The sequence below is a fragment of the Microbacterium invictum genome (genome assembly GCF_014197265.1).
In the GTDB taxonomy this organism is placed as follows: Bacteria; Actinomycetota; Actinomycetes; order Actinomycetales; family Microbacteriaceae; genus Microbacterium; species Microbacterium invictum.
In genome coordinates this window covers 990,718-1,012,895 of record NZ_JACIFH010000001.1, presented here as the reverse complement: position 1 = coordinate 1,012,895, position 22,178 = coordinate 990,718, and the positions used below count along the sequence as shown (strand labels likewise).

Genomic DNA, 22,178 nt, shown 5'->3' with positions numbered 1-22,178 from the left:
ACGGTCGGCGCAGGGGTCAGTCGGTGAGCTTGGCAGCGGCATCCTTGGCCGCATCGGCGGCGTCCGATGCCGCATCGGCGGCGTTGTCGAGCACGTCGGACGCGGTGTCGGCGGCCTGGTCGAGCGCACCCGATGCCGCGCCGGCGGCCTTGCCGAGCGCATCGCCGGCAACATCCTTGACGTCGGCGGCGAGGCCCTCGATGCGGGCTTCCTGCGTGCGGTATGCCTCGCCGATGCGATCGGTGAACTCGGTGATGCGCGCATCCACCTCGGCGAGCACCTCGTGCCCGCGGGGGTCCTTGTTCATCAGGTGCGCGGCGACGAACCCGCCGGCGATGCCGAACATGAACCAGAGCGCCTTCTTCATGGGTTCCATGTTAGGTGCAAACGACGAGGGGCGCCGGGGTCTCCCCCGGCGCCCCTCGGACGTTGTGCGTGTGGCTCAGCGCGCGGCGTAGTACTCGACGACGAGCTGGACTTCACAGGTCACGGGAACCTCAGCGCGCTTCGGGCGACGCACGAGGCGTGCCTGCAGCTTGTCGAGGTCGACCTCGAGGTAACCCGGGACCGGGGGCAGAACCTCGGCGTGACCGCCGGCGGCTGCGACCTGGAACGGCTCGAGACCCTCGCTCTTCTCCTTGACGTGGATGAGCTGGCCCGGCTTCACGCGGAACGACGGACGGTCGACGAGCTGGCCGTCGACGAGGATGTGACGGTGCACGACGAGCTGGCGGGCCTGTGCCGTGGTCCGGGCGAAGCCGGCGCGCACGACGAGGGCGTCGAGGCGCTGCTCGAGCTGCTCGACCAGGTTCTCACCGGTCAGGCCGTCCTTGCGGCGGGCCTCGTTGAACTGGATGCGCAGCTGCTTCTCGCGGATGCCGTACTGCTCACGCAGACGCTGCTTCTCACGCAGCCGGACGGCGTAGTCGCTGTCCTGCTTGCGCTTGGTGCGGCCGTGCTCGCCGGGAGCATAGGGGCGCTTCTCGAGGTACTTGGCTGCCTTGGGGGTCAGCGCGATGCCGAGCGCGCGGGACAGGCGGACCTTGCGGCGGTCCTGGGACTTCGATGCCACGAAGTGTTCCTTCCGGTGACGTGGACGTGTCTTTCACGACTCACGGACGTATCGCCTGTCCTCGCCCTTCCGGGATGCACGCCGGGGCATGCCAGAAGGTAGGTGAAGAAGAGAGGGGATGCCCGAAAACGGTGTTTCGAGCCGCTCCAGCCTAACAGACCGCGGGCGCAGTGCCCGTCAGTCGCCCAGGATCTTGCGGATCTTCTCGACGCGCGCCGAGATGTCGCGCTCGAGGCCGCGTCCCGTGGGCTGGTAATAGCGCTTCCCGCGCAGTTCGTCGGGCAGGTACTGCTGCGTGGCGACGCCGACGTCGAGATCGTGCGGATAGACGTAGCCCTTGCCGTGGCCGAGACGCTTCGCGCCCGGATAGTGCGCGTCGCGCAGGTGGGTCGGCACCCGTCCGAAGCCTCCGGCGCGCACGTCGGCGACGGCCTGATTGATCGCCATGTAGGCCGCATTCGACTTCGCCGTCGTCGCCAGGTAGGCGGTCGCCTCGGCAAGGGGGATGCGGCCCTCCGGCATCCCGATGAAGGCGACGGCGTCAGCAGCGGCCACCGCCATCTGGAGCGCCTGCGGATCGGCCAGGCCGATGTCCTCCGCGGCTGAGATGACCAGGCGCCGTGCGATGAAGCGCGGGTCCTCCCCCGCCTCGATCATGCGCGCGAGGTAGTGCATCGCGGCATCCACATCGGATCCGCGGATCGACTTGATGAACGCGCTGATGACGTCGTAGTGCTCGTCGCCCTGCCGGTCGTATCGCAGCAGAGCGCGATCGACGGCCTGGGCGACGTGCTCGGCGGTGATCACGGCGGAGTCCTCGTCGGGCATGGCCGCCGCCGCCTCGAGCGAGGTGAGCGCACGACGTGCGTCTCCGGATGCCAGCTGGATCAGCGCGGCACGCGCTTCGGGCGCGAGTTCGATGGCCCCGGCCAGGCCCCGCGGGTCAGTGACCGCGCGGTCGATGAGCAGCCCGAGGTCGTCATCGGTGAGCGGCTGCAGAGTGAGCAGCAGCGACCGTGACAGCAGCGGAGCGATGACCGAGAACGAGGGGTTCTCGGTGGTCGCGGCGATCAGGATCACCCAGCCGTTCTCGACGCCCGGCAGCAGGGCGTCCTGCTGCGCCTTGGTGAAGCGGTGGATCTCGTCGAGGAACAGGATCGTGGACACGTCGTACATGTCGCGCTGCGTCATGGCGTCCTGCATGACCTCGCGCACGTCCTTGACCCCCGCCGTCACCGCGGACAGTTCGACGAAGCGGCGACCAGAGGTGCGGGCGATCGCCTGGGCGAGTGTGGTCTTGCCGGTTCCCGGCGGGCCCCAGAGGATGACCGACACCGCAGTCCTGCCCCCGGCATCCGGATTCGCCAGCCCGATCAGGGGAGACCCGGGCCTGAGCAGATGGGACTGCCCGGCGACCTCGTCGAGCGAGACCGGACGCATGCGCACCGCCAGCGGGGTCTGCCCTCGGAAGAGCGCGGCGGATTCGGTCACCCGTCCAGGCTAGACGCACCCGCCGACCCCGGTCCGTTTGGCCACCACCCCGCCCGCGCCGTAGGCTCATTCACGCCCCGGAGTACCGGGAATCGAAGGAGGTCCCGTGGCGACGGGTGCAGGCAAGAAGGACGCGCGCGCGGCGAGCGAACGGGCGAGGCTCTACCGGGCGCGCCAGGAGTTCCACGAGGGCACAGTGAAGCGGCGCACGCGCGACAACGTGATCGCGGGTGTCGGCGGCGGCATCCTCATCCTGGCGATCATGGGCGGCCAGTGGGCCTACTTCAATGTGGGGCCCGGCACACCCGAGCCGGCACCGACGTCGACCCAGACGCCGGCACCGACCGAGACCGCGACCCCGGAGCCCACCGACTCGGCGACGCCGGAGCCGACCGACACAGCGGGCCCGACACCCGATCCCACCGACACGACCAGCCCGACGCCCACACCTACGCCCTGAACGGTCCGTACTAGGCTGTGAGCCGACCGAACCCCCATGCGGCGTGCGCCGCGACGAGGTGCAATCCGTGACTTCTGACACCACTCCCGAACCCGTTGAGACCGTCCCCGAGGACGCTCCCGAGCAGGTCTCCGACCCGACCCCCGGCACGGCCGCTGACGCAGCAGTGGACACGGATGCCGAGGTGACGCCGGATCCGGATGCCGAGGTGACATCCCCGGCTGCCGAGCCCGAGATGCTGCCCGAGGTTGCCGCGGAAGCCGCACCCGAGATCCCTGCCGTTCCCGCGCCCACCCCGGCCGCTGTGCCGCGGCCGATGCCGCGCCCCATGCCGACGCCGTCGCCCAGGCCCGCGCCGGTCCCCGGCGCCGCAGCGGCTCCCGCAGCCGCGAGTGACGGCGAGCCCTGGGGTCGCGTCGACGACGACGGCACGGTCTCGGTGCGCGAGGGTGACCAGTGGCGCGTCGTCGGGCAGTACCCGGATGGGACCCCCGCCGAAGCACTCGCCTACTTCGAGCGGAAGTACGCCGACCTGGCCGGCGAGGTGACCCTGCTCGAAGCGCGCCATCGTCGCGGCGGCGCAGCGGCATCCGATCTCCGATCCACGGCGGGGGCCGTGCGCGAGCGTGTCACCGGTGCGATGGCCGTCGGCGATCTCGCCGCGCTCGAAGGCCGCCTGACCGCCCTCGAAGAGCAGCTCACCGAGGCGACTGCCGAAGAGGCCCAGGCCCAGCGTGAGGCCGTCGAAGCGGCGATCGCCGAGCGCACCCAGGTGGTGGAGCGCATCGAGGCGATCGCGGCCCGTGACCCGAAGTCGATCCAGTGGAAGCAGACCACCGCCGAAGTCACCTCGCTGTTCGAGCAGTGGCAGAGCCACCAGAGCACGGGCCCACGCCTGCCCAAGTCGGTCGGCCAGCAGCTGTGGAAGCGATTCCGCGATGCGCGCTCGATCATCGACAAGCACCGTCGCGAGTTCTACTCGAGCCTCGACGAGCAGCACAAGGGCGCCCGCGATGCGAAGACCCGCCTCATCGAGCGCGCCGAAGCACTCGCCCCCCGCGGCGAGGACGGCATCGGCACCTACCGTGACCTGCTCGACCAGTGGAAGACCACCGGCCGGGCCGGCAAGAAGGCCGACGATGCCCTCTGGGCGCGGTTCAAGGCCGCCGGCGACGCGCTCTACGGCGCCCGCGCCGACCGCGAGACCGCCGAGGTCGAAGCCTCCAAGGAGAAGATCGAGGCCAAGCAGGCCCTGCTGACCGAAGCCGCGGGCATCTCGAAGGAGAGGGACACCACCAAGGCGCGCACGCTCCTCACCGGCATCCAGCGCCGCTGGGACGACATCGGCCGCGTATTCCCGCGGGACACCGAACGTGGCCTCGACGACCAGTTGCGCAAGATCGAGCAGGCCGTCAAGACGCGCGAGGAGTCGGAGTGGAAGTCGAACAACCCCGAGACCAAGGCTCGGCAGAACGACATGACCTCTCAGCTGCACGACGCGATCACAAAGCTCGAGGACGAACTGGCCGAAGCCGAGAAGTCCAAGGACAAGGCGAAGATCGCGAAGGCGAAGGACGCGCTCGAGGCACGACGCGGCTGGCTCAAGGCGCTCGGCGGCTGATCGGGGCCTCCTCCCCAGGCAGGGCGACAGCCGTGATCTGTCCACATTTCGGCTGATGGATGCCGGTGCCGCACGCCCGTACGGCACACTGCCACCATGTGGCCGTTCCTGTACTTCGCCGGCGATCGCCTGTCAACCGCTGAGCTGACCGCCGCACGACTCGACGGCGACCTCGTCGAGATCGGTGAAGGGTTCATGCCGGCCGACGCGGTGGAGACCCGCGAGCTGCGCGCGGCCTCGCTGCGCACGTTCGTCCGCGACTCCCTGGCCGTCACGCACGAGTCCGCGGCGTGGGTGCACGGGGCGATCGCCGATCCCCCGACGCCGCACTTCGTGCAGCGGGTGACCGCGCACCGCATTCCCTACGTCGTGGGCAGCCGCGTGCACTATCGCGATCAGCGCCTGCCGCCCGGCGACAGCACGCGCATCTCCGGGCTGGCCACGGCGACCCCGGTGCGCACCCTCGTCGACCTCGTGCGCGAGGTCGTCGGGCATGCTGCGGCCGCACCCGACACCGTCGAAGCGATGTGCGCGTGGCGGCCCGAGCTGATCCCGGCCGCCATCGCATGGCTGGAGCGGGCGCGGCCCGTCCACTACAAGCGTCCCGCGCTGGCCTATCTGCGCGAGCGTCAGGAAGTGGTGACGCGGTAGACGTCATAGACGGCGTCGATGCGGCGGACGGCGTTGAGGACGCGGTCGAGGTGCACCGTGTCGCCCATCTCGAAGACGAACCGGCTGATCGCCAGACGGTCATTCGAGGTGGACACGCTCGCCGACAGGATGTTCACGTGGTGCTCGCTGAGCACACGGGTGACGTCGCTGAGCAGCCCCGACCGATCGAGCGCCTCGACCTGGATCTGCACCAGGAAGATGCTCTTCGAAGTCGGCGCCCAGGTCACGTCGATCATGCGTTCCGGGTCGGACTTGAGCGACCGCACGTTCGTGCAGTCCGCGCGGTGCACCGAGACGCCGCTGCCCCGGGTGACGAACCCGACGATCTCGTCGCCGGGCACCGGCGTGCAGCACTTCGCGAGCTTGACGAGGATGTCGTCGGCGCCGCGGACGAGCACGCCCGAGTCGCCGGCCCGAGGGGCACGCTGACGCCCGAGCGGCGGCAGCGTGATCGCACCGGTGGAGGTGTCCTCATGCGCGGCGACGAGGGCGCTGACCTTCTCGATCACCGACTGGGTCGACACGTGGCCTTCGCCTACGGCTGCGTACAGGGCGGTGACATCCTCATACCGCAGTTGGTGGGCCACCTCGGTGAACGAATCCTGGTTCATCAGGCGCTGCAGCGGGAGGTTCTGCCGGCGCATGGCGCGCGCGATGGCATCCTTGCCCTGCTCGACCGCCTCTTCGCGACGCTCCTTCGTGAACCAGCCGCGGATCTTGCTGCGCGCCCGCGTGCTCTTGACGAAGCTGAGCCAGTCCTGGCTCGGGCCGGCGTCGGGGTTCTTCGAGGTGAACACTTCCACCACATCGCCGGAGTGCAGTCCGGACTCGAGCGGCACGAGCCGTCCGTTGACCTTGGCGCCCATGGTGCGATGGCCGACCTCGGTGTGCACGGCGTAGGCGAAGTCGACGGGTGTGGCGCCGGCAGGCAGCCCGATGACCCGGCCCTTCGGGGTGAAGACGTAGACCTCTTTGGCGCCGATCTCGAAACGCAGCGAGTCGAGGAACTCCCCCGGGTCGGCCGTCTCGGCCTGCCAGTCCGAGATGTGCGCCAGCCACGCCATGTCGGTGTCAGCGCTCTTGGCGTCGCCCTTGCCGCCGTTGACGCCCTCCTTGTACTTCCAATGCGCCGCGACGCCGTACTCGGCCTGCTGGTGCATCTCGTTCGTGCGGATCTGGATCTCGACGGTGCGACCGCCGGGGCCGATCACGGTCGTGTGCAGCGACTGGTAGAGGTTGAACTTCGGCGTGGCGATGTAGTCCTTGAACCGGCCCGGCAGCGGTGTCCATCGGGCATGGATGGCGCCCAGGACCGCGTAGCAGTCGCGCACCGTGCCCACGAGGACGCGGATGCCGATGAGGTCGTAGATGTCGTCGAACTCGCGGCCGCGCACCACCATCTTCTGGTACACGGAGTACAGCTGCTTGGGTCGACCCATCACCCGACCGCGGAGGCGGAGTTCGCGCAGGTCCGACTCCACCGCCTCGATGACCGACTGCACGTACTGCTCGCGCTGCGGCGTGCGCTGCTTGACGAGGCTGTCGATCTCCGCGTAGAGCTTGGGGTGCAGGACCGCGAAAGAGAGATCCTCGAGCTCGTTCTTGATCGCCTGGATGCCGAGGCGGTTGGCCAGGGGCGCGTATATCTCGAGGGTCTCGGTCGCCTTCTTCGACGCCTTCTCGGGCGGCACGAAGCCCCACGTGCGCGCGTTGTGCAGCCGGTCGGCGAGCTTGATCAGCAGCACGCGGATGTCCTTGGACATGGCCACGATCATCTTGCGCACGGTCTCGGCCTGGGCGGCGTCGCCGTACTTGACCTTGTCGAGCTTGGTGACGCCGTCGACGAGCATCGCGACTTCGTCGCCGAACTCGTCGGTGAGCTGATCGAGGCCGTAGTCGGTGTCTTCGACCGTGTCGTGCAGCAGCGCCGCGGCGATCGCACGCGGTCCGAGTCCGAGCTCGGCGAGGATCTGCGCCACCGCGAGAGGGTGGGTGATGTAGGGCTCACCGCTCTGACGCTTCTGCGACGCATGGGCGCGCGCCGCCACGGTGTATGCGCGCTCGATCAGCGCGGTGTCGCCCTTCGGGTGGTGCGTGCGCACAGTGCGCGTCAGCTGCTCGATGCCGTCGCGTGACGGAGCGCGCGAGAAGATGCGCGGGACGAGACGGCGCAGTGACGAACTCTGGGCGGGCGGGGTCGACGCAGGAGCCGTCTCGGCCATCCGGTCACCTCCGCTCTGCAGAACTTCTCAATCCTACGCCCGCAGGCGGTGGCGGCCTCGTCAGGCCGTGACGGCGGCGCGCTCGCGCGACGCCAGCACGCGCGCGTCGCGAGCCTTCATGTCGGGCTCGCCCTCCCGCATGAACGAGAACAGCGGCGCGGCCACGAACAGTGTCGAGTACGCGGCGACGATCGTTCCGACGAAGATCGACAGCGAGATGTCGGTCAGCGTCTGCGCACCGAGCCACAGCGCGCCGATGAACAGGATGGCGCCCGTCGGCAGAGCCGCGACCACCGTCGTGTTGATCGAGCGCACCAGCGTCTGGTTGACCGCCAGGTTCACCGACTCGCCGAAGGTCCGGCCGGACTGCTCGCCGTCCTCGTGCGTGTTCTCACGGATCTTGTCGAATACGACCGTCGTGTCATAGAGCGAATACGACAGGATCGTCAGGAACCCGATCACCGCCGCCGGTGAGATCTCGAACCCGCACAGCGCATAGACGCCGATCGTGATGATGAGCACATCGAGCAGGCCGATGATCGCCGCGACGGACATCTTCCACGTGCGGAAGTAGATCGCGAGGATCATGAAGGTCAGCGCGAGGAAGATCGCCAGGCCCCACAGCGACTGACGGGTGACGTCCTGGCCCCAGCTCGGGCCGATGAACGAGGCGCTGACCTGGTCGAGCGGCACGTCGAAGGTCTCGGCCAGAGCGGCGGTCACATCGCGCGTCTCGGCGTTGGACATCTGGTCGGTCTGCACGCGCACGGCGTCCTCGCCGATGGTGGTGACCTTCGTCGTGGCTCCTGGCACGACCGACTGCACGGCCTCGGTGGCGGCCGCCTGGTCGGGGTTCGCGACGTCGTTCACGGTGAACTGCGAGCCGCCGGTGAACTCGATGGAGAACTCGATCGGACGGAACAGCGGAACCAGCGCCGAGCCGATCACCAGGATCGCGGCGATGAGGAACCAGAGCTTGCGTCGCCCGACGAACGGGAAGGACGTCTTGCCGGTGTAGAGGTTGTTGCCGAAATCACTCATGGCGCCCATCAGTCGTCTCCCTCCGTGGTCGAGCGGCTATTCGAACTCTGCTCGGCGAGCTTGCGCTCGGCGATGGTCTGACGCCGTTCCGCCTCGCCGCGCGAGCGGCCTGCGCGGCGAGCGGCCGAGCCCTTCGCTGCTGTCGCGGCGACCGGCGCGCGGAACTGCGCACGGCCGCGGTAGACGGCGCCGAGCGCGTCGGGATCGAGGCCCGACAGCGGGTGCCCGCCCCCGAAGAACCGGGTCCGCGCGAGCAGCTGCAGCACCGGGTGGGTGAACAGGATGAAGATCAGGATGTCGATCACGGTCGTCAGCCCCAGCGTGAACGCGAAGCCCTTCACCGTGGCGTCGGCCAGGATGTACAGCACGACCGCGGCCAGGATGTTGATCGACTTGGAGATGTAGATCGTCCGCTTCGCGCGACCCCAGCCGTCTTCGACCGCGCTGGTGATGGACTTGCCGTCGCGCAGCTCATCTCGTATTCGCTCGAAGTACACGATGAACGAGTCGGCCGTGAACCCGATGGTCACGATCAGCCCCGCGACGCCGGCCAGCGACAGGCGGAAGCCCATGCGCCAGGCCAGGATGCACAGCGTGATGTAGGTGAGCACACCCATCACGACCAGCGAGGCGATGATCACGAAGCCCAGCGCGCGGTACACGATCAGCGAGTACAGCGCGACCAGGGCCAGGCCGATGAGACCGGCGATCAGGCCGATCTGCAGCTGTTGCGAGCCGAGGGTCGCCGAGATCGTGTTGCTGCTCTGCACCTCGAAGCTGAGCGGCAGCGCGCCGTACTTGAGCTGGTCGGCGAGAACCTTCGCCGTCTCCTGAGTGAAGTTTCCGGTGATCTGCGGTTTGCCGTCGAGAATCACCGCGTTCATGGACGGAGCCGACAGGATGACGCCGTCGAGGACGAACGCGAACTGGTTCTGCGGAGCGTCCTTTCCGTACAGGCGCTGGCTGATCTCGCCGAACGTCTGGGTGCCCTCGGCGTCGAAGACGATGTTGACCGCCACCTGGCCGTTCTGACTGTTGACGCCGAACGACGCATCGGTGATCGACGAGCCGTCGAGCTCGACCGGGCCCAGGATGTACTTCTGGGTGTTGGTGTCGTCACACGCGATCAGCGGCTGATCGGCGGGTTCTGATGCCGGATCGTTGGCCGGGTCGCTGCAGTCGTACGCAAGGAACTCGGCGTAGAGCGCGTCGGTCACCCAGTTGGGGTCGCTGCCGTCCGTGGGGGCGGCCGTCGGGGTCGCGTTGAGCGTCGGATCGGGCGTCGGGTACGGCGTCTCGTTGCCGTCCTCGCCGACGTACGAGGTTGCAGCGGCCGAGGTGAAGATCACCGCGCGCAGTTGGAGCTGAGCCGACGCCTCGATGCGGTTGCGCGTCTCTTCGTCGGCCTCACCCGGGATCTGCACGACGATCTGGTTGCCGGCCTGCGTGGCGATGTCGGCCTCGCCGACACCGGACGCGTCGACACGCTGACGGATGATCGCGGCGGCCTGTTCCATCTGCTCGCTCGATGGAGCGGCACCGTCGGGCGTCTGCGCCTCGAGGACGATCTGCGTGCCACCCTGCAGGTCGAGCGCGAGCTCGGGTGTCCACGAGCTCTCCTGGAACACATAGACGCCCAGCGCATTGATGCCGAACAGCACCACGGTCAGCGCGAGCAGGCCGGTCAGGGCACGCCAGGCATGGCGAACGGGGGTGGGTGTGGCCACGGAGGGTCAGCTTTCTTCGAGCACCGCGACGCGGTGGTGGATCAGGCCTGGGGCTTGTCGTCCGCGTCGGGGGTCGTGGTGTCGGCCGCAGCAGCAGGCTCGTCGGCGATGGCGTCATCGATTGCCGGGGCGTCGTCCATCGGCACGGTGGTGTCTTCGGGCTCCACGACACGGAGGATCGACTGGCTGTGCACCTCGATCTCGACGCCGGGGGCGAGCTCCACGCGTGCGGACTTGGAGAGGTCTTCGGCGTCGTACTCGACCAGCGTGCCGTACAGACCGCCCTGCAGGAGCACCTTCACACCGGGGAGGAGCTGGCGGGCCTTTGACTCCTGTTCGGCCTTCACCTTCTTCTGGCGCCGGCGCGAGCTCCAGAACATGAAGACGATGAGGACCAGCAGCATGAGCATGAGCCCGTACTGCGCGAAGAATCCGGCGAAGCCGCCGGCCTGCTCAGTGGTCTGCTGCGTCGTTGCGAAAAACATGGAGGCGGGGGCACCTTTCACGGTGGTGTGCGGCGCGTGCAGCGCTGCGTCGGGAGATGTGGGCGAAAGCCTTCAGCGATTATAGGTCATCGAATCTCAGCGCACCCTCCGGGTGCGCGATGCGCAGGTGCGCGTACGCCTCGGGCGTGGCGATGCGCCCGCGGGGCGTCCGTCCCATGAGTCCGATGCGCACGAGGTACGGCTCGACCACGGATTCGATGGTCTCGCCCTCCTCGCCGACGGTCACCGCGAGCGTGTTGAGCCCGACCGGTCCCCCGCGGAAGCGCCGGATCAGCGCGTCCAGCACCGCGCGGTCGAGGCGGTCGAGGCCGATCGAGTCGACGTCGTACAGCTCGAGCGCGGCGGCGACATCACCCTCGGAGGCGGCACCCGCGGTGCCGCCGTGGACGATCACGAAGTCGCGCACGCGGCGCAGCAGGCGGTTCGCGATACGCGGGGTCCCCCGCGAGCGTCGCGAGATCTCGGCCCTCGCCGCGGGGGGAACCGACACATTCAGCATCGACGCCGAGCGCTCGATCACCTTCTCCAGCTCGTGGGGCTCGTAGTACTCCAGGTGGGCGGTGAAGCCGAACCGGTCGCGCAGCGGATTCGGCAGCAGCCCGGAGCGGGTCGTCGCCCCCACGAGGGTGAACGGGGCCAGGTCGAGCGGGATGCTCGTGGCCCCGGCGCCTTTGCCGACCATGATGTCGATGCGGAAGTCCTCCATCGCGAGGTACAGCATTTCTTCGGCGGAGCGCGCCATGCGGTGGATCTCGTCGATGAAGAGGACTTCTCCGGGAACGAGGCTGCTCAGCAGTGCGGCGAGGTCGCCGGCGTGCTGGATGGCGGGACCGCTCGACAGTCGCAGGGGCCGGTCGCTCTCATGGGCGACGATCATTGCGAGCGTCGTCTTGCCGAGCCCGGGAGGGCCCGACAGCAGGATGTGGTCGGGGGGCCGCTGCTGGATGCGCGCGGCGTCGAGCAGCAGTTGCAGCTGACCGCGAACCTTGTGCTGGCCGATGAACTCGGCGAGCGACCCCGGACGCAGGGCGCCCTCGACCGCGAGTTCGGTATCGTCCTCGGGCAGCGCCGGATCGATCATGTGGTCGATGGGCTCAGACACCGGTCTGCTCCCGGTTCGCCTGATCCTTGCGCGCGGGTCCGAGGTGGCCGAGTGCGAGCTTCAGGAGGGCCGGCACAGTCGACAGCTCGGTCGCCGACGCATCCGCGCTCACCGCGGTCACCGCCTCGACCGCCACCCGTTCGTTCCAGCCGAGCGCGGTCAGCGCCGAGACCACCTGGCCCGCCACCGGTGAGTTGCCGCCGGTCGCGCCGGACGAGGCCGGCAGCGACGCCAGCTTGCCGGCGAGCTGGACGACGATGAGCTTGGCCGTCTTCGGTCCGATTCCCGAGACGCGGCGGAACGGCGCATCATCCTCCGCCGTGACCGCCTCTGCGATCTGCCCGACGGTGAGCGACGCCATGACACCCAACGCGGACTTCGGACCGACCCCCGACACGCTCAGCAGCTGCGTGAAGACGGTGAGCTCGTCGCGCTCCCGGAACCCGTACAGCGAGAGTGCGTCCTCGCGGACGATCAGCATCGTGTGCAGCACGACCTCGTCGCCGATGTGGAACTCGCGCGACACCTGCGGCGTGACGGCCACTGCGAAGCCCACGCCGCCGACGTCGACGATGATGCTGTCCGCATCGAGGTGGAGGACGCGACCGCGCAGCGAGGAGATCATGCTGCGAGCCTACGTGGCACTTCGGACGTTTGTTCGACCGACACGCATCAGCGCCGTGTCAGCGCCGCGCCATCCGCTCGGCGTCGGCCCAGGCCTGCTGCGCCGGCGTCAGGGCGGCGGTGCCGCCGGCGACGCCCGTCCCGCGCCGCCAGGCGTGGCAGAGCGCCAAGGCGAGCGCGTCCGCGGCATCGGCCGGCTGCGGGAGCGCATCCAGCCGCAGCACCCGCGCCACCATCGTCTGCACCTGCAGCTTGTCGGCCGCCCCGTAGCCGGTGACCGCGGCCTTCACCTCGGACGGTGTGTGAGTGGCGGCCGGGACGCCATGCTCGGCGGCGAGCAGCAGTGCGATGCCGCTGGCCTGCGCGGTACCCATCACGGTGTGACGGTTCTGCTGCGCGAACACGCGCTCCACCGCGACCGCGTCGGGCCGGTGCGCGGCGAGGACCTCGCGGATGCCGGCGGCGATCAGGGCGAGTCGCTGCTCGATGGGCAGCTCATGCGACGAGCGCACGACGCCGACGTGCACGAGCGTGGCGGACCGGTCTCGCGCGACATCCACGACACCGATGCCGCAGCGGGTCAGGCCGGGGTCGATGCCGAGAACGCGAAGACGGGATGCCACTCCCCCACGCTACGCGCGGAACGGCCGCCGTCGGCGCGCGAAACGCCCGTCAGTCGTCCTGCTCGAGCTCGGCCTGCACCTCGGCGCTGAGATCGAAGTTGCTGAAGACGTTCTGCACGTCGTCGCTGTCTTCGAGCGCGTCGATCAGCCGGAAGATCTTGCGCGCCGCGTCGGCGTCGATCTCGACCTTGAGGTTCGGGACGAACTCGACGTCTGCCGATTCGTAGTCGATCCCGGCATCCTGCAGCGCGGTGCGCACGGTCACCAGGTCGTGCGCCTCGGTGATCACCTCGAAGCCGTCCGGGTGCGGCTCGACGTTCTCCGCGCCCGCCTCGAGAACGGCCAGCATGACGTCGTCTTCGGTGGTGCCCTCGCCGGTGACGACGATGACGCCCTTGCGGGTGAAGTTGTAGGCGACGCTGCCCGGGTCGGCGAGGTTGCCGCCGTTGCGGCTGAGCGCGGTGCGCACCTCTGCGGCAGCGCGGTTCTTGTTGTCGGTGAGGCACTCGATCATGAGCGCCACGCCGTTCGGACCGTAGCCCTCGTACATGATCGAGGTGTACTCGACGGCTTCGCCGCCGATGCCCGCGCCGCGCTTGACGGCGCGGTCGATGTTGTCGTTGGGGACCGAGGTCTTCTTGGCCTTCTGGATGGCGTCGTAGAGGGTCGGGTTGCCGGAGATGTCGGCCCCGCCGATCTTGGCCGCGACTTCGATGTTCTTGATCAGCTTGGCGAACGACTTGGCACGCCGCGAATCGATGATCGCCTTCTTGTGCTTCGTCGTCGCCCACTTGGAATGACCGCTCACGGTGCTCCTCTCGAGAAACCGTGGATCAGTCTACCCGCGACACGCGCCGGCGCCGACGAGCGAAGGCCGCCCCGTTGTGTCGCAGTCCCTGCGGCGCAACACTCAACGTATGAGCGAGAGAGAACGGGCGCTGGATGCCGCGCATCGCGCCGCCGCCGGCTTCCTGCAGTCGCTGAACGACCGGCCCGTGTGGCCGCACGCCACGCTGGACGACATGCTGGCCGTCTTCGACGGGCCGCTCGCCGACGAGGGCGAGGATGCCGCAGCGGTGGTCACCCAGCTCGCCACGCGGGCTGATCCGGGCCTCGTCGCCATCCCCGGCGGCCGGTTCTTCGGATTCGTCATCGGCGGAACCCTGCCCGCGGCCCTCGCCGCCGACTGGCTCGTGTCGACCTGGGACCAGAACTCCGGGTCGAGCACGATGACGACCGCGACGGTGGCACTCGAGCGCATCGCGGGGCGATGGATCTGCGAGCTCATGGGACTGCCCACCGAGGCATCGGTCGGGTTCGTCACCGGCGCGCAGGTGTCGAACTTCGTGTGCCTGGCCACGGCACAGCACGCCGTCCTGCGCCGCGCGGGCTGGGACCTCACGCGTCAGGGACTGCGCGGTGCCCCGCCGGTGCGGCTGGTGGTGGGCGCGCACCGGCACGCGTCGGTCGATCGCGCCGCGCGGTTCTGCGGCATCGGCTCCGATGAGCTCGTGGTCGTCGACACCGACGACCAGGGCCGCATGCTCCCCGCGGCCCTCGAGGCGACGCTCGCCGGCGGCGCCGGCACGCCGACGATCGTGTGCCTGCAGGCGGGCGAGGTGCACACCGGGGCGTTCGACCCGTTCACCGACCTCATACCCCTCGCCCGGCAGCACGGTGCCTGGGTGCACGTCGACGGCGCGTTCGGACTGTGGGCGGCCGCGTCGTCGCGCCTGCGGCACCTCACCGAGGGCGCCGCCGACGCCGATTCGTGGACCACCGATGCCCACGAGACGCTGAACGTGCCGTACGACTGCGGGATGGCGATCGTCCGCGACCCGGCGGACTCCATCGCCATGTTCCGCACCGGCGGGGACTACCTCGTCTACGCCGGCCTGGATCCCTGGGACGTCACGCCCGAACTCTCCCGGCGCGCCCGGGGCGTGCCCGCCTGGGCGGCGCTGCGAAGTCTCGGACGCCGCGGGGTCGAGGGCCTCGTCGATCGGCTCCACGCCGGCGCGCAGCGCCTTGAAGCGGGCCTGCGTGAGATCCCCGGCATCCACCTCGTCAACGACGTCGACTACACGCAGGTGATGTTCCGCCTCGAGTCGGGCGCCGCGACTCGCGCCCTCGGCGCCGCGATCCTCGTCGACGGCACGGCGGCGCTCACCGGCGCCGAGTGGGCGGGGCACGCGACGCTGCGCTGTTCGATGTCGTCGTGGGCGACCACCGACGACGACATCGACCGCACCGTCGCGGCCATCGCGCGCCTGGTGGAGGAGCTCGACCCGCGCGCGTGAGCGGTGGCGCTACCTACCGCGCACGAGATCGAGGAAGAGCGCGTGGAAGCGGTGCTCCCCCGTCACCTCGGGGTGGAACGCGGTCGCCAGCAGCCCGCCCTGCTGGACGGCGACCACCCGCCCGTCGTCCAGCGATGCGAGCACGTCGACCCCTTCGCCGACCGCCTCGACGAGGGGCGCGCGGATGAACGCCGCGTGCACCGGCGGTGCGCCCAGTGCGGGGACGTCCAGGTCGGTCTCGAACGAGTCGACCTGACTGCCGAACGCATTGCGCCGCACGGTGACGTCGAGTCCGCCGAAGGTCTCCTGCCCCGCGATGCCGTCGGTGATGTCGTCGGCGAGCAGGATCATGCCCGCGCACGTGCCGTACACCGGCATCCCACCGGCGATCGCCGCACGCACCGGCTGCTGCATGCCGAACGCCCGCGCGAGCTTGTCGATCACGCTGGATTCGCCGCCGGGGAGCACGAGTCCGTCGATGGATGCCAGTTCGCCGGGCCGCCGGATCAGTGAGACGTCCGCGCCGAGCACGGTGAGCACGCGCACGTGCTCGCGGACGTCGCCCTGCAGGGACAGGACGCCGACGCGCGGACTCGATGTCACCAGCCGCGCTCGGCGAGGCGGTGCGGCGCGGGCAGGTCGGCGACGTTGATGCCGACCATCGCCTCGCCGAGCCCGCGGGAGACCTCGGCGATGACCTTCGCGTCGTCGTGGAACGTGGTCGCCTTCACGATCGCGGCGGCGCGCTCGGCGGGGTTGCCGGACTTGAAGATGCCCGAGCCCACGAATACGCCGTCGGCGCCGAGCTGCATCATCATGGCCGCGTCGGCCGGGGTGGCCACGCCCCCGGCGACGAACAGCACGACGGGCAGCGATCCGGTCTCGGCGACCTCGGCCACCAGCTCGTACGGCGCCTGTAGCTCCTTCGCCGCGACGTACAGCTCGTCCTTGGTCATCGAGCGGAGCGCATTGATCTCGCCCGTGATCTTGCGGATGTGCTTGGTCGCCTCGGACACGTCGCCGGTGCCGGCCTCGCCCTTCGAACGGATCATCGCGGCGCCCTCGTTGATGCGCCGCAGCGCCTCGCCCAGGTTCGTCGCCCCGCACACGAACGGGACGGTGAAGTTCCACTTGTCGATGTGGTTGACGTAGTCGGCCGGCGACAGCACCTCGGACTCGTCGATGTAGTCGACGCCGAGCTCCTGCAGCACCTGCGCCTCGACGAAGTGGCCGATGCGGGCCTTGGCCATCACCGGGATGGAGACGGCTGCGATGATCGAGTCGATCATGTCGGGGTCACTCATGCGCGAGACCCCGCCCTGCGCGCGGATGTCGGCGGGCACGCGCTCCAGCGCCATGACGGCGACGGCCCCGGCGTCCTCGGCGATCTTGGCCTGCTCGGCGGTGACGACGTCCATGATGACGCCGCCCTTGAGCATCTCGGCCAGGCCCCGCTTGACGCGCGACGAACCGGTGGTGGCAGTGGACACAGCGGTCTCCTTCCGGCGCGGGCGGGCGCCGATTCGATGATGAATGGATGCCGGGGCACCGGCATCCATTGGCCTAGGCCAAAAGATAGCACGCACCAGCACATACACTCGTGGCAGGTGAACGGACGTGACGAGGAGTGTGCGGGTACAGGTGCGGATCAGCGGCGGCACGGCGAGCCAGATCGCCGAGAGCGTGCGTGAGCGCGTCGAGCAGGGAGACCTGCGCGCCGGTGAGGCGCTGCCGTCGGTGCGGGCGCTCGCCGAGCAGCTGGGCGTCAACCGCAACACCGTCAACGCCGCCTACCGCCAGCTGACGCAGGCGGGAGTGGTCGTCACCCGCGGACGCGGCGGGACCCGCGTCGCCGATCGTGCTCCGGTGGCGCAGGAGGGGTTTGCGGCGGGGACCGTGCTGCGCGACATCGGCACAGGCAACCCCGACCCCGAGCGCATCCCGGACATCGCCGATGCGCTCACGAGCCTGGCGGGGCGACCGGTGCTGTACGGCGAGCCGGTCATCGACCCCGATCTCGAGCTCTGGGCGCACGAGTGGCTCGGTGAGGCGATCGACCCGGCACTGGACCGTGAGCTGACCATCACCAGCGGCGCGGCCGACGCCGTCGACCGGCTGCTCTCGCAGGCGCTGACCCGCGACGACGCCGTCGCCCTCGAAGATCCGTGCTTCCTGGCGAGCCTGAACACCGTGCGCCTGGGCGGCTATCGCCCGGTGCCCGTGCCGGTCGATGCCGAGGGGATGACGGTGGCAGGGCTCGACGCGGCGCTGGACGCGGGTGTGCGCGCCGTCGTGTGCACGCCGCGGGCGCAGAACCCCACCGGCGCGAGCCTGAGCGCCGCACGTGCCGCTGCGCTGCGTGCCGTCCTGGCGGACCACCCCTACGTGCTCGTGATCGAGGACGACCACTTCTCGATGCTGTCGACTCGGCCCTACCACTCGCTGATCGGGCCCGGACACCGCCGATGGGCGCTGGTGCGCTCGGTCTCGAAGTTCCTCGGACCCGACATGTGCCTCGCGGTCACCGCCAGCGACCCGGAGACGGCCGACCGGCTCGCACAGCGATTGAGCCCGGGCACCACCTGGGTCAGTCACCTGCTGCAACGACTGGCGCTCGCGCAGCTGACCGACGTGCGGGTGACCGCGCAGATCTCCGGCGCGGCCGCACACTACGCCGCGCGCAACGCGGCATTCGCGGGGCGGCTCGCCGCGCGCGGCATCGACTGCAGGGTCGGCGACGGTCTCAATCTCTGGCTCACTCTGCCCGCGCCGGCGCGCGATGTGACCGAGCAGCTCATGCGACGCGGCTGGCTCGCCCGCACGGGCGCCGAGTTCCAGCTGGCCGATGACGATGCCGCACGCCACCTGCGGCTCACCGTGCACGACCTCGACGACACCGCCGCCGACCAACTGGCGGACGACCTGGCCGCCGCCGTCCACGCTGCCCGCGTGGGGGCTGAATCGAAAGTGGGATGATCGACCGGTGAAGATCCTCTCCATCCAGTCCGCCGTCGCCTTCGGACACGTGGGCAACTCCGCCGCCGTCTTCCCGCTCCAGCGGATCGGCGTGGAGGTGCTCCCGGTCTACACGGTGAACTTCTCGAACCACACCGGCTACGGCGCCTGGCGAGGCCCGCTCATCTCGCCCGACGACGTCCGCGACGTCATCACCGGCATCGAGGAGCGCGGTGCGTTCGGCGACATCGACGTCGTGCTGTCGGGCTACCAGGGCGGCGAGGGCATCGCCGATGTCATCCTCGACGCCGTCGCCCGGGTGAAGGCCGCGAATCCGGATGCCGTGTACTCATGCGACCCGGTGATGGGCAACGCCAAGTCCGGCTGCTTCGTCGCGCCGGCCATCCCGATCCTGCTCCGCGACCGGGTGGTGCCGGCCGCCGACATCATCACCCCGAACCAGTTCGAGCTGGGCTTCCTCACCGAGACCGAGCCGGACGACCTCGAGTCGACGCTGGCAGCGGTCGACCTCGCGCGCGAGATGGGCCCGCGCACGGTGCTGGTCACCAGCGTCGAGCGGCCCGACCGCCCCGAGGGCACGATCGAGATGCTCGCCGTGAACGACGACGGCGCCTGGATCGTGCAGACCCCGCACATCGCGTTCAAGGCCAACGGCTCGGGCGACGTCACCGCGGCACTGTTCACTGCGCACTATCGCGGCAGCGGCGACGCGGCGTCCGCCCTCGCGAAGACCACCTCGAGCGTCTTCGACCTGCTGCAGAACACGTACGAGTCGGGCGACCGTGAACTGCGGCTCGTCGAATCGCAAGAGTCCTACGCCCATCCCCGCCTGCAGTTCGAGGTCACCCGGGTGCGCTGAGCGCACCCACGTTCGACGGTCGGCGGGGTCTTCGCGACCCGCGTCTCGGTGCCGGGCTGCTGCTGGTCGACGAGGAGGTGACCGTGCGGCAGGAGCCGAGGATCATCACCCCGAAGCCAGGCGGCCCTCACATGCGATCGCTGCGTCCACCCGAGATCTGCGGAGAATCGCCGCCCGCGGCGAAGGTGATGCGGTTCAGCCGGTCGCCGGGTGCGGCCAGGCCGCGGCCACGGCATCCCGTACCTCGCCGAGCAGCTGCGGCAGGGCCTTGGTCTTGGCGATGATCGGGAAGAAGTTCGCGTCGGTCGCCCACCGTGGCACGACGTGCTGGTGCAGGTGCCCATCGACGCCCGCGCCGGCGACCGCGCCCTGGTTCATGCCCAGGTTGAAGCCGTCGCAGCGCGACACCGTGCGCAGCACGCGCATCGCGGCCTGTGTGAGCGCGCCGATCTCGGCGACCTCCTCGGCTGTCGCCTGGTCGTACGTCGCGATGTGACGATACGGGCATACCAGCAGATGCCCCGAGTTGTACGGGAACAGGTTCAGCAGCACATATGCGGTCGTGCCGCGCGCGACGATCAGACCGTCCTCGTCGCCGCGCCCCGGTGCCGCACAGAACGGGCATTCGTCACGCAGCGGCTCGGGCCCGGCCTGGATGTACGCCATGCGGTGCGGCGTCCACAGACGCTGGAATTCGTCCGGCACGCCCGCGAGCGTCGCGGCCTCTTCCAGGCCGGGCCCGTCCGTCACGCGAGGTCCTCGGCGGTGTCGACGAGGGTCTTCGCCGCGATCGCTGCGACGATGCGGTCGATCGCGTCGTCGACGGGAATGCCGTTGGTCTGCGATCCGTCGCGGAAGCGGAACGACACGGTGCCGGCGGAGCGGTCCTGCTCCCCCGCGATCAGCTGGATCGGCACCTTCTGCGTGGTGTGGGTGCGGATCTTCTTCTGCATGCGGTCGTCGGAGTGGTCGACCTCGGCACGCACACCCGCGGCCCGCAACCGTTCCACGATCTCGTCGAGGTACGGCCCGAACTGCTCGGCCACCGGAATTCCCACCACCTGCACCGGCGACAGCCAGACCGGGAATGCGCCGGCGTAGTGCTCGAGCAGAATTGCGAAGAACCGCTCGATCGAGCCGAACAGCGCCCGGTGGATCATGATGGGGCGGTGCTTCTCGCCGTCGGGACCGGTGTACTCCAGGCCGAAGCGCTCGGGCAGGTTCGGATCCACCTGGACAGTGGACAGCTGCCAGGTGCGACCGATGGCATCCCGGGTCTTCAGGTCGATCTTCGGGCCGTAGAACGCCGCCTCGCCCGGCACCTCGGTGAGCTTGAGGCCACTGGCCACCGCGACGTTGCGCAGCGCATCGGTCGAGTACTCCCAGAACTCCTCCGAGCCGATCCACTTCTCCTTCTCGTCGTCGCGCATCGACAGCTCGAGCTCGAAGTCGTCCAGCCCGAAATCGCGCAGCATCGAGATGACGAACTCGAGCACCCGGGTCACCTCTGTCTCGAGCTGGTCCTCGGTGACGAACAGGTGCGAGTCGTCCTGGGTGAAGCCGCGCACGCGGGTCAGCCCGTGGAGCGCGCCGGACAGCTCGTTGCGGTACACCGTGCCGTTCTCGGCGAGGCGCATCGGCAGGTCGCGGTAGCTTCGGGCGCGCTCCTTGTAGATCAGGATGTGCATCGGGCAGTTCATGGGCTTCAGGTAGTAGTCCTGGCCTTGCTTGGTGACATTGCCGTCGGCGTCGCGCTCCTCATCCATCACGATCGGCGGGAACATGCCCTCGCGGTAGGTGACGAGGTGATTCGAGGTGAGGAACAGGTCCTCCTTCGAAATGTGCGGGGTATACACGTAGGTGTACCCGCCCTCGATATGGCGCCGCCGCGCGTGCTGCTCCATCTCGCCGCGGACGATGCCGCCGTGCGGATGCCAGACCGAAAGCCCCGAACCGATCTCCTCCGGGAACGAGAACAGGTCGAGTTCCTTGCCGAGCTTGCGGTGGTCTCGCTTGGCAGCCTCCTCGAGCCGGTGCTGGTAGGCGCGCAGCTCGTCCTTGGTCGCCCAAGCGGTGCCGTAGATGCGCTGCAGCTGCGGATTCTTCTCGCTGCCGCGCCAGTATGCGCCGGCGATGCGGGTCAGGTCCCAGCCGTTGCCCACGAGACGGGTCGAGGGCACGTGCGGTCCGCGGCAGAGGTCCTTCCACGCGGTCTCGCCGTCGCGGGTGACGTTGTCGTAGATGGTGAGCTCGCCGGCGCCCACTTCGACCGAGGCGCCCTCTGCGGCCTCCTTCGTGCCGCCCTTGAGCCCGATGAGCTCGAGCTTGAACGGCTCGTCGGCGAGTTCTGCACGTGCCTCGTCGTCGGTGACCACGCGGCGGACGAAGCGCTGGCCCTCGCGGACGATGCGCTCCATCTCCTTCTTGATGGCCTTGAGATCTTCGGGGGTGAACGGGTCGTCGACGCCGAAGTCGTAGTAGAAGCCGTCGACGATCGGCGGGCCGATGCCGAGGTTCGCCTGCGGGCGGATGCGCTGCACGGCCTGGGCGAGCACGTGCGCGGTCGAGTGCCGCAGGATCGCGAGTCCGTCTTCGCTGCCGACGGTGACCGGCTCGACGGCATCCGTCTCGGCGACGACGGTCGCGAGGTCTTTGAGCTCGCCGTTCACGCGCAGGGCGATCACGGAACGATCGGGGAACAGGGCGAAGCCGTCGGCGGGGTACGACACGTCCGACGGGAATGAGACGTCAGTCAAGGAACTTCTCCAGTGGTGGCTCGGAATCTCAGGGTTCAGCTTCGAGCGCACACAGCGCCCCGCCCGCTCAGGCCTGAAGCGTTCGCGTGCCGGTGACCGCGACGACTGTCGCGACTGCGGTGTGCC

21 protein-coding genes are annotated in these 22,178 nt (G+C 69.4%); 6 read left to right on the top strand and 15 right to left on the bottom strand.

Annotation, left to right across the window (positions count from 1 at the left end; genetic code table 11):
• Positions 1–16: 16 nt before the first annotated feature.
• The 3 genes from BKA10_RS04915 to BKA10_RS04905 all read right to left on the bottom strand — a co-directional run bounded on the left by BKA10_RS04915 (position 17) and on the right by BKA10_RS04905 (position 2,563).
• Positions 17–367: an ATPase gene (locus BKA10_RS04915; RefSeq protein ID WP_241739910.1), complete on the bottom strand. Its 351-nt coding sequence runs from the start codon at positions 365–367 to the stop codon at positions 17–19.
• Positions 368–442: 75 nt separating this feature from the next.
• Positions 443–1,072 (bottom strand): 30S ribosomal protein S4, encoded by a 630-nt coding sequence (gene rpsD / locus BKA10_RS04910; protein ID WP_183498858.1) that lies wholly within the window; start codon positions 1,070–1,072, stop codon positions 443–445.
• Positions 1,073–1,249: 177 nt separating this feature from the next.
• Positions 1,250–2,563, bottom strand: a complete 1,314-nt coding sequence (locus tag BKA10_RS04905; RefSeq protein WP_183498857.1) for an AAA family ATPase — start codon at positions 2,561–2,563, stop codon at positions 1,250–1,252.
• A 106-nt stretch (positions 2,564–2,669) separates the two neighbouring features.
• On the opposite strand from BKA10_RS04905, the gene BKA10_RS04900 reads away from it, so the two are divergent.
• The 3 genes from BKA10_RS04900 to BKA10_RS04890 all read left to right on the top strand — a co-directional run bounded on the left by BKA10_RS04900 (position 2,670) and on the right by BKA10_RS04890 (position 5,295).
• Entirely contained in the window at positions 2,670–3,023 is a 354-nt protein-coding gene (locus BKA10_RS04900; protein WP_183498856.1) for a dioxygenase, read from the top strand.
• 235 nt (positions 3,024–3,258) lie between these two features.
• On the top strand, positions 3,259–4,644 hold the full coding sequence (locus tag BKA10_RS04895; protein ID WP_183501063.1) for a DUF349 domain-containing protein: 1,386 nt from the start codon (positions 3,259–3,261) through the stop codon (positions 4,642–4,644).
• 96 nt (positions 4,645–4,740) lie between these two features.
• Positions 4,741–5,295, top strand: coding sequence for a type IV toxin-antitoxin system AbiEi family antitoxin (locus tag BKA10_RS04890; protein ID WP_183498855.1), 555 nt, complete (start codon positions 4,741–4,743; stop codon positions 5,293–5,295).
• On the opposite strand, the gene BKA10_RS04885 is transcribed toward BKA10_RS04890, so the two are convergent.
• From BKA10_RS04885 to BKA10_RS04850, 8 genes are all read right to left on the bottom strand, one after another.
• The gene (locus tag BKA10_RS04885) at positions 5,274–7,538 is read right to left on the bottom strand and encodes a RelA/SpoT family protein (RefSeq protein ID WP_183498854.1); all 2,265 of its coding nucleotides are present in this window, start codon (positions 7,536–7,538) and stop codon (positions 5,274–5,276) included. The two genes, BKA10_RS04890 and BKA10_RS04885, sit on opposite strands and share 22 nt — an antisense overlap.
• Positions 7,539–7,598: 60 nt before the next feature.
• Positions 7,599–8,588, bottom strand: a complete 990-nt coding sequence (gene secF, locus BKA10_RS04880) for a protein translocase subunit SecF (protein WP_183498853.1) — start codon at positions 8,586–8,588, stop codon at positions 7,599–7,601.
• Positions 8,588–10,306, bottom strand: a complete 1,719-nt coding sequence (gene secD, locus BKA10_RS04875; RefSeq protein WP_183498852.1) for a protein translocase subunit SecD — start codon at positions 10,304–10,306, stop codon at positions 8,588–8,590. Before secD ends, secF begins: the two co-directional genes overlap by 1 nt.
• Before the next feature lie 41 nt (positions 10,307–10,347).
• Complete coding sequence (locus BKA10_RS04870; protein WP_183498851.1) at positions 10,348–10,791, bottom strand: preprotein translocase subunit YajC; 444 nt, start codon at positions 10,789–10,791, stop codon at positions 10,348–10,350.
• 79 nt (positions 10,792–10,870) lie between these two features.
• A complete protein-coding gene (gene ruvB, locus BKA10_RS04865; RefSeq protein ID WP_183501062.1) occupies positions 10,871–11,893 on the bottom strand; it encodes a Holliday junction branch migration DNA helicase RuvB in 1,023 nt (340 codons plus the stop codon).
• Positions 11,894–11,906: 13 nt separating this feature from the next.
• Complete coding sequence (gene ruvA, locus BKA10_RS04860) at positions 11,907–12,539, bottom strand: Holliday junction branch migration protein RuvA (protein WP_183498850.1); 633 nt, start codon at positions 12,537–12,539, stop codon at positions 11,907–11,909.
• A 58-nt stretch (positions 12,540–12,597) separates the two neighbouring features.
• Positions 12,598–13,161: a crossover junction endodeoxyribonuclease RuvC gene (gene ruvC / locus BKA10_RS04855; RefSeq protein WP_183498849.1), complete on the bottom strand. Its 564-nt coding sequence runs from the start codon at positions 13,159–13,161 to the stop codon at positions 12,598–12,600.
• Between the two features lie 49 nt (positions 13,162–13,210).
• Complete coding sequence (locus BKA10_RS04850; RefSeq protein ID WP_183498848.1) at positions 13,211–13,969, bottom strand: YebC/PmpR family DNA-binding transcriptional regulator; 759 nt, start codon at positions 13,967–13,969, stop codon at positions 13,211–13,213.
• A gap of 109 nt (positions 13,970–14,078) precedes the next feature.
• On the opposite strand from BKA10_RS04850, the gene BKA10_RS04845 reads away from it, so the two are divergent.
• Positions 14,079–15,461, top strand: a complete 1,383-nt coding sequence (locus BKA10_RS04845) for a pyridoxal phosphate-dependent decarboxylase family protein (RefSeq protein WP_183498847.1) — start codon at positions 14,079–14,081, stop codon at positions 15,459–15,461.
• 9 nt (positions 15,462–15,470) lie between these two features.
• Here the strand turns inward: BKA10_RS04845 and pdxT are convergent, their stop codons facing one another.
• Complete coding sequence (gene pdxT / locus BKA10_RS04840) at positions 15,471–16,064, bottom strand: pyridoxal 5'-phosphate synthase glutaminase subunit PdxT (RefSeq protein WP_372491414.1); 594 nt, start codon at positions 16,062–16,064, stop codon at positions 15,471–15,473.
• On the bottom strand, positions 16,061–16,951 hold the full coding sequence (pdxS, locus tag BKA10_RS04835) for a pyridoxal 5'-phosphate synthase lyase subunit PdxS (protein WP_183498846.1): 891 nt from the start codon (positions 16,949–16,951) through the stop codon (positions 16,061–16,063). Before pdxS ends, pdxT begins: the two co-directional genes overlap by 4 nt.
• A 127-nt stretch (positions 16,952–17,078) precedes the next feature.
• Between pdxS and BKA10_RS04830 the strand changes: the two genes are divergently transcribed.
• Both BKA10_RS04830 and pdxY read left to right on the top strand, forming a co-directional pair.
• The gene (locus BKA10_RS04830) at positions 17,079–18,437 is read left to right on the top strand and encodes an aminotransferase class I/II-fold pyridoxal phosphate-dependent enzyme (RefSeq protein ID WP_248198954.1); all 1,359 of its coding nucleotides are present in this window, start codon (positions 17,079–17,081) and stop codon (positions 18,435–18,437) included.
• 7 nt (positions 18,438–18,444) lie between these two features.
• Positions 18,445–19,296: a pyridoxal kinase PdxY gene (gene pdxY, locus BKA10_RS04825; protein ID WP_183498845.1), complete on the top strand. Its 852-nt coding sequence runs from the start codon at positions 18,445–18,447 to the stop codon at positions 19,294–19,296.
• 195 nt (positions 19,297–19,491) lie between these two features.
• On the opposite strand, the gene BKA10_RS04820 is transcribed toward pdxY, so the two are convergent.
• Both BKA10_RS04820 and thrS read right to left on the bottom strand, forming a co-directional pair.
• Positions 19,492–20,046: an HIT domain-containing protein gene (locus BKA10_RS04820; RefSeq protein ID WP_183498844.1), complete on the bottom strand. Its 555-nt coding sequence runs from the start codon at positions 20,044–20,046 to the stop codon at positions 19,492–19,494.
• Positions 20,043–22,052, bottom strand: coding sequence for a threonine--tRNA ligase (gene thrS, locus BKA10_RS04815; RefSeq protein WP_183498843.1), 2,010 nt, complete (start codon positions 22,050–22,052; stop codon positions 20,043–20,045). The genes BKA10_RS04820 and thrS overlap by 4 nt, the downstream gene beginning before the upstream one ends.
• Positions 22,053–22,178 lie beyond the last annotated feature (126 nt).

Excerpts from the sequence above, each read along its gene's own strand:
- BKA10_RS04915 (WP_241739910.1), bottom strand. The coding sequence starts at position 367 with ATGAAGAAGGCGCTCTGGTTCATGTTCGGCATCGCCGGCGGGTTCGTC.
- BKA10_RS04895 (WP_183501063.1), top strand. The coding sequence starts at position 3,259 with ATGCTGCCCGAGGTTGCCGCGGAAGCCGCACCCGAGATCCCTGCCGTT.
- BKA10_RS04890 (WP_183498855.1), top strand. The coding sequence starts at position 4,741 with ATGTGGCCGTTCCTGTACTTCGCCGGCGATCGCCTGTCAACCGCTGAG.
- BKA10_RS04885 (WP_183498854.1), bottom strand. The coding sequence starts at position 7,538 with ATGGCCGAGACGGCTCCTGCGTCGACCCCGCCCGCCCAGAGTTCGTCA.
- secF (WP_183498853.1), bottom strand. The coding sequence starts at position 8,588 with ATGGGCGCCATGAGTGATTTCGGCAACAACCTCTACACCGGCAAGACG.
- BKA10_RS04870 (WP_183498851.1), bottom strand. The coding sequence starts at position 10,791 with ATGTTTTTCGCAACGACGCAGCAGACCACTGAGCAGGCCGGCGGCTTC.
- ruvB (WP_183501062.1), bottom strand. The coding sequence starts at position 11,893 with ATGATCGATCCGGCGCTGCCCGAGGACGATACCGAACTCGCGGTCGAG.
- ruvA (WP_183498850.1), bottom strand. The coding sequence starts at position 12,539 with ATGATCTCCTCGCTGCGCGGTCGCGTCCTCCACCTCGATGCGGACAGC.
- BKA10_RS04845 (WP_183498847.1), top strand. The coding sequence starts at position 14,079 with ATGAGCGAGAGAGAACGGGCGCTGGATGCCGCGCATCGCGCCGCCGCC.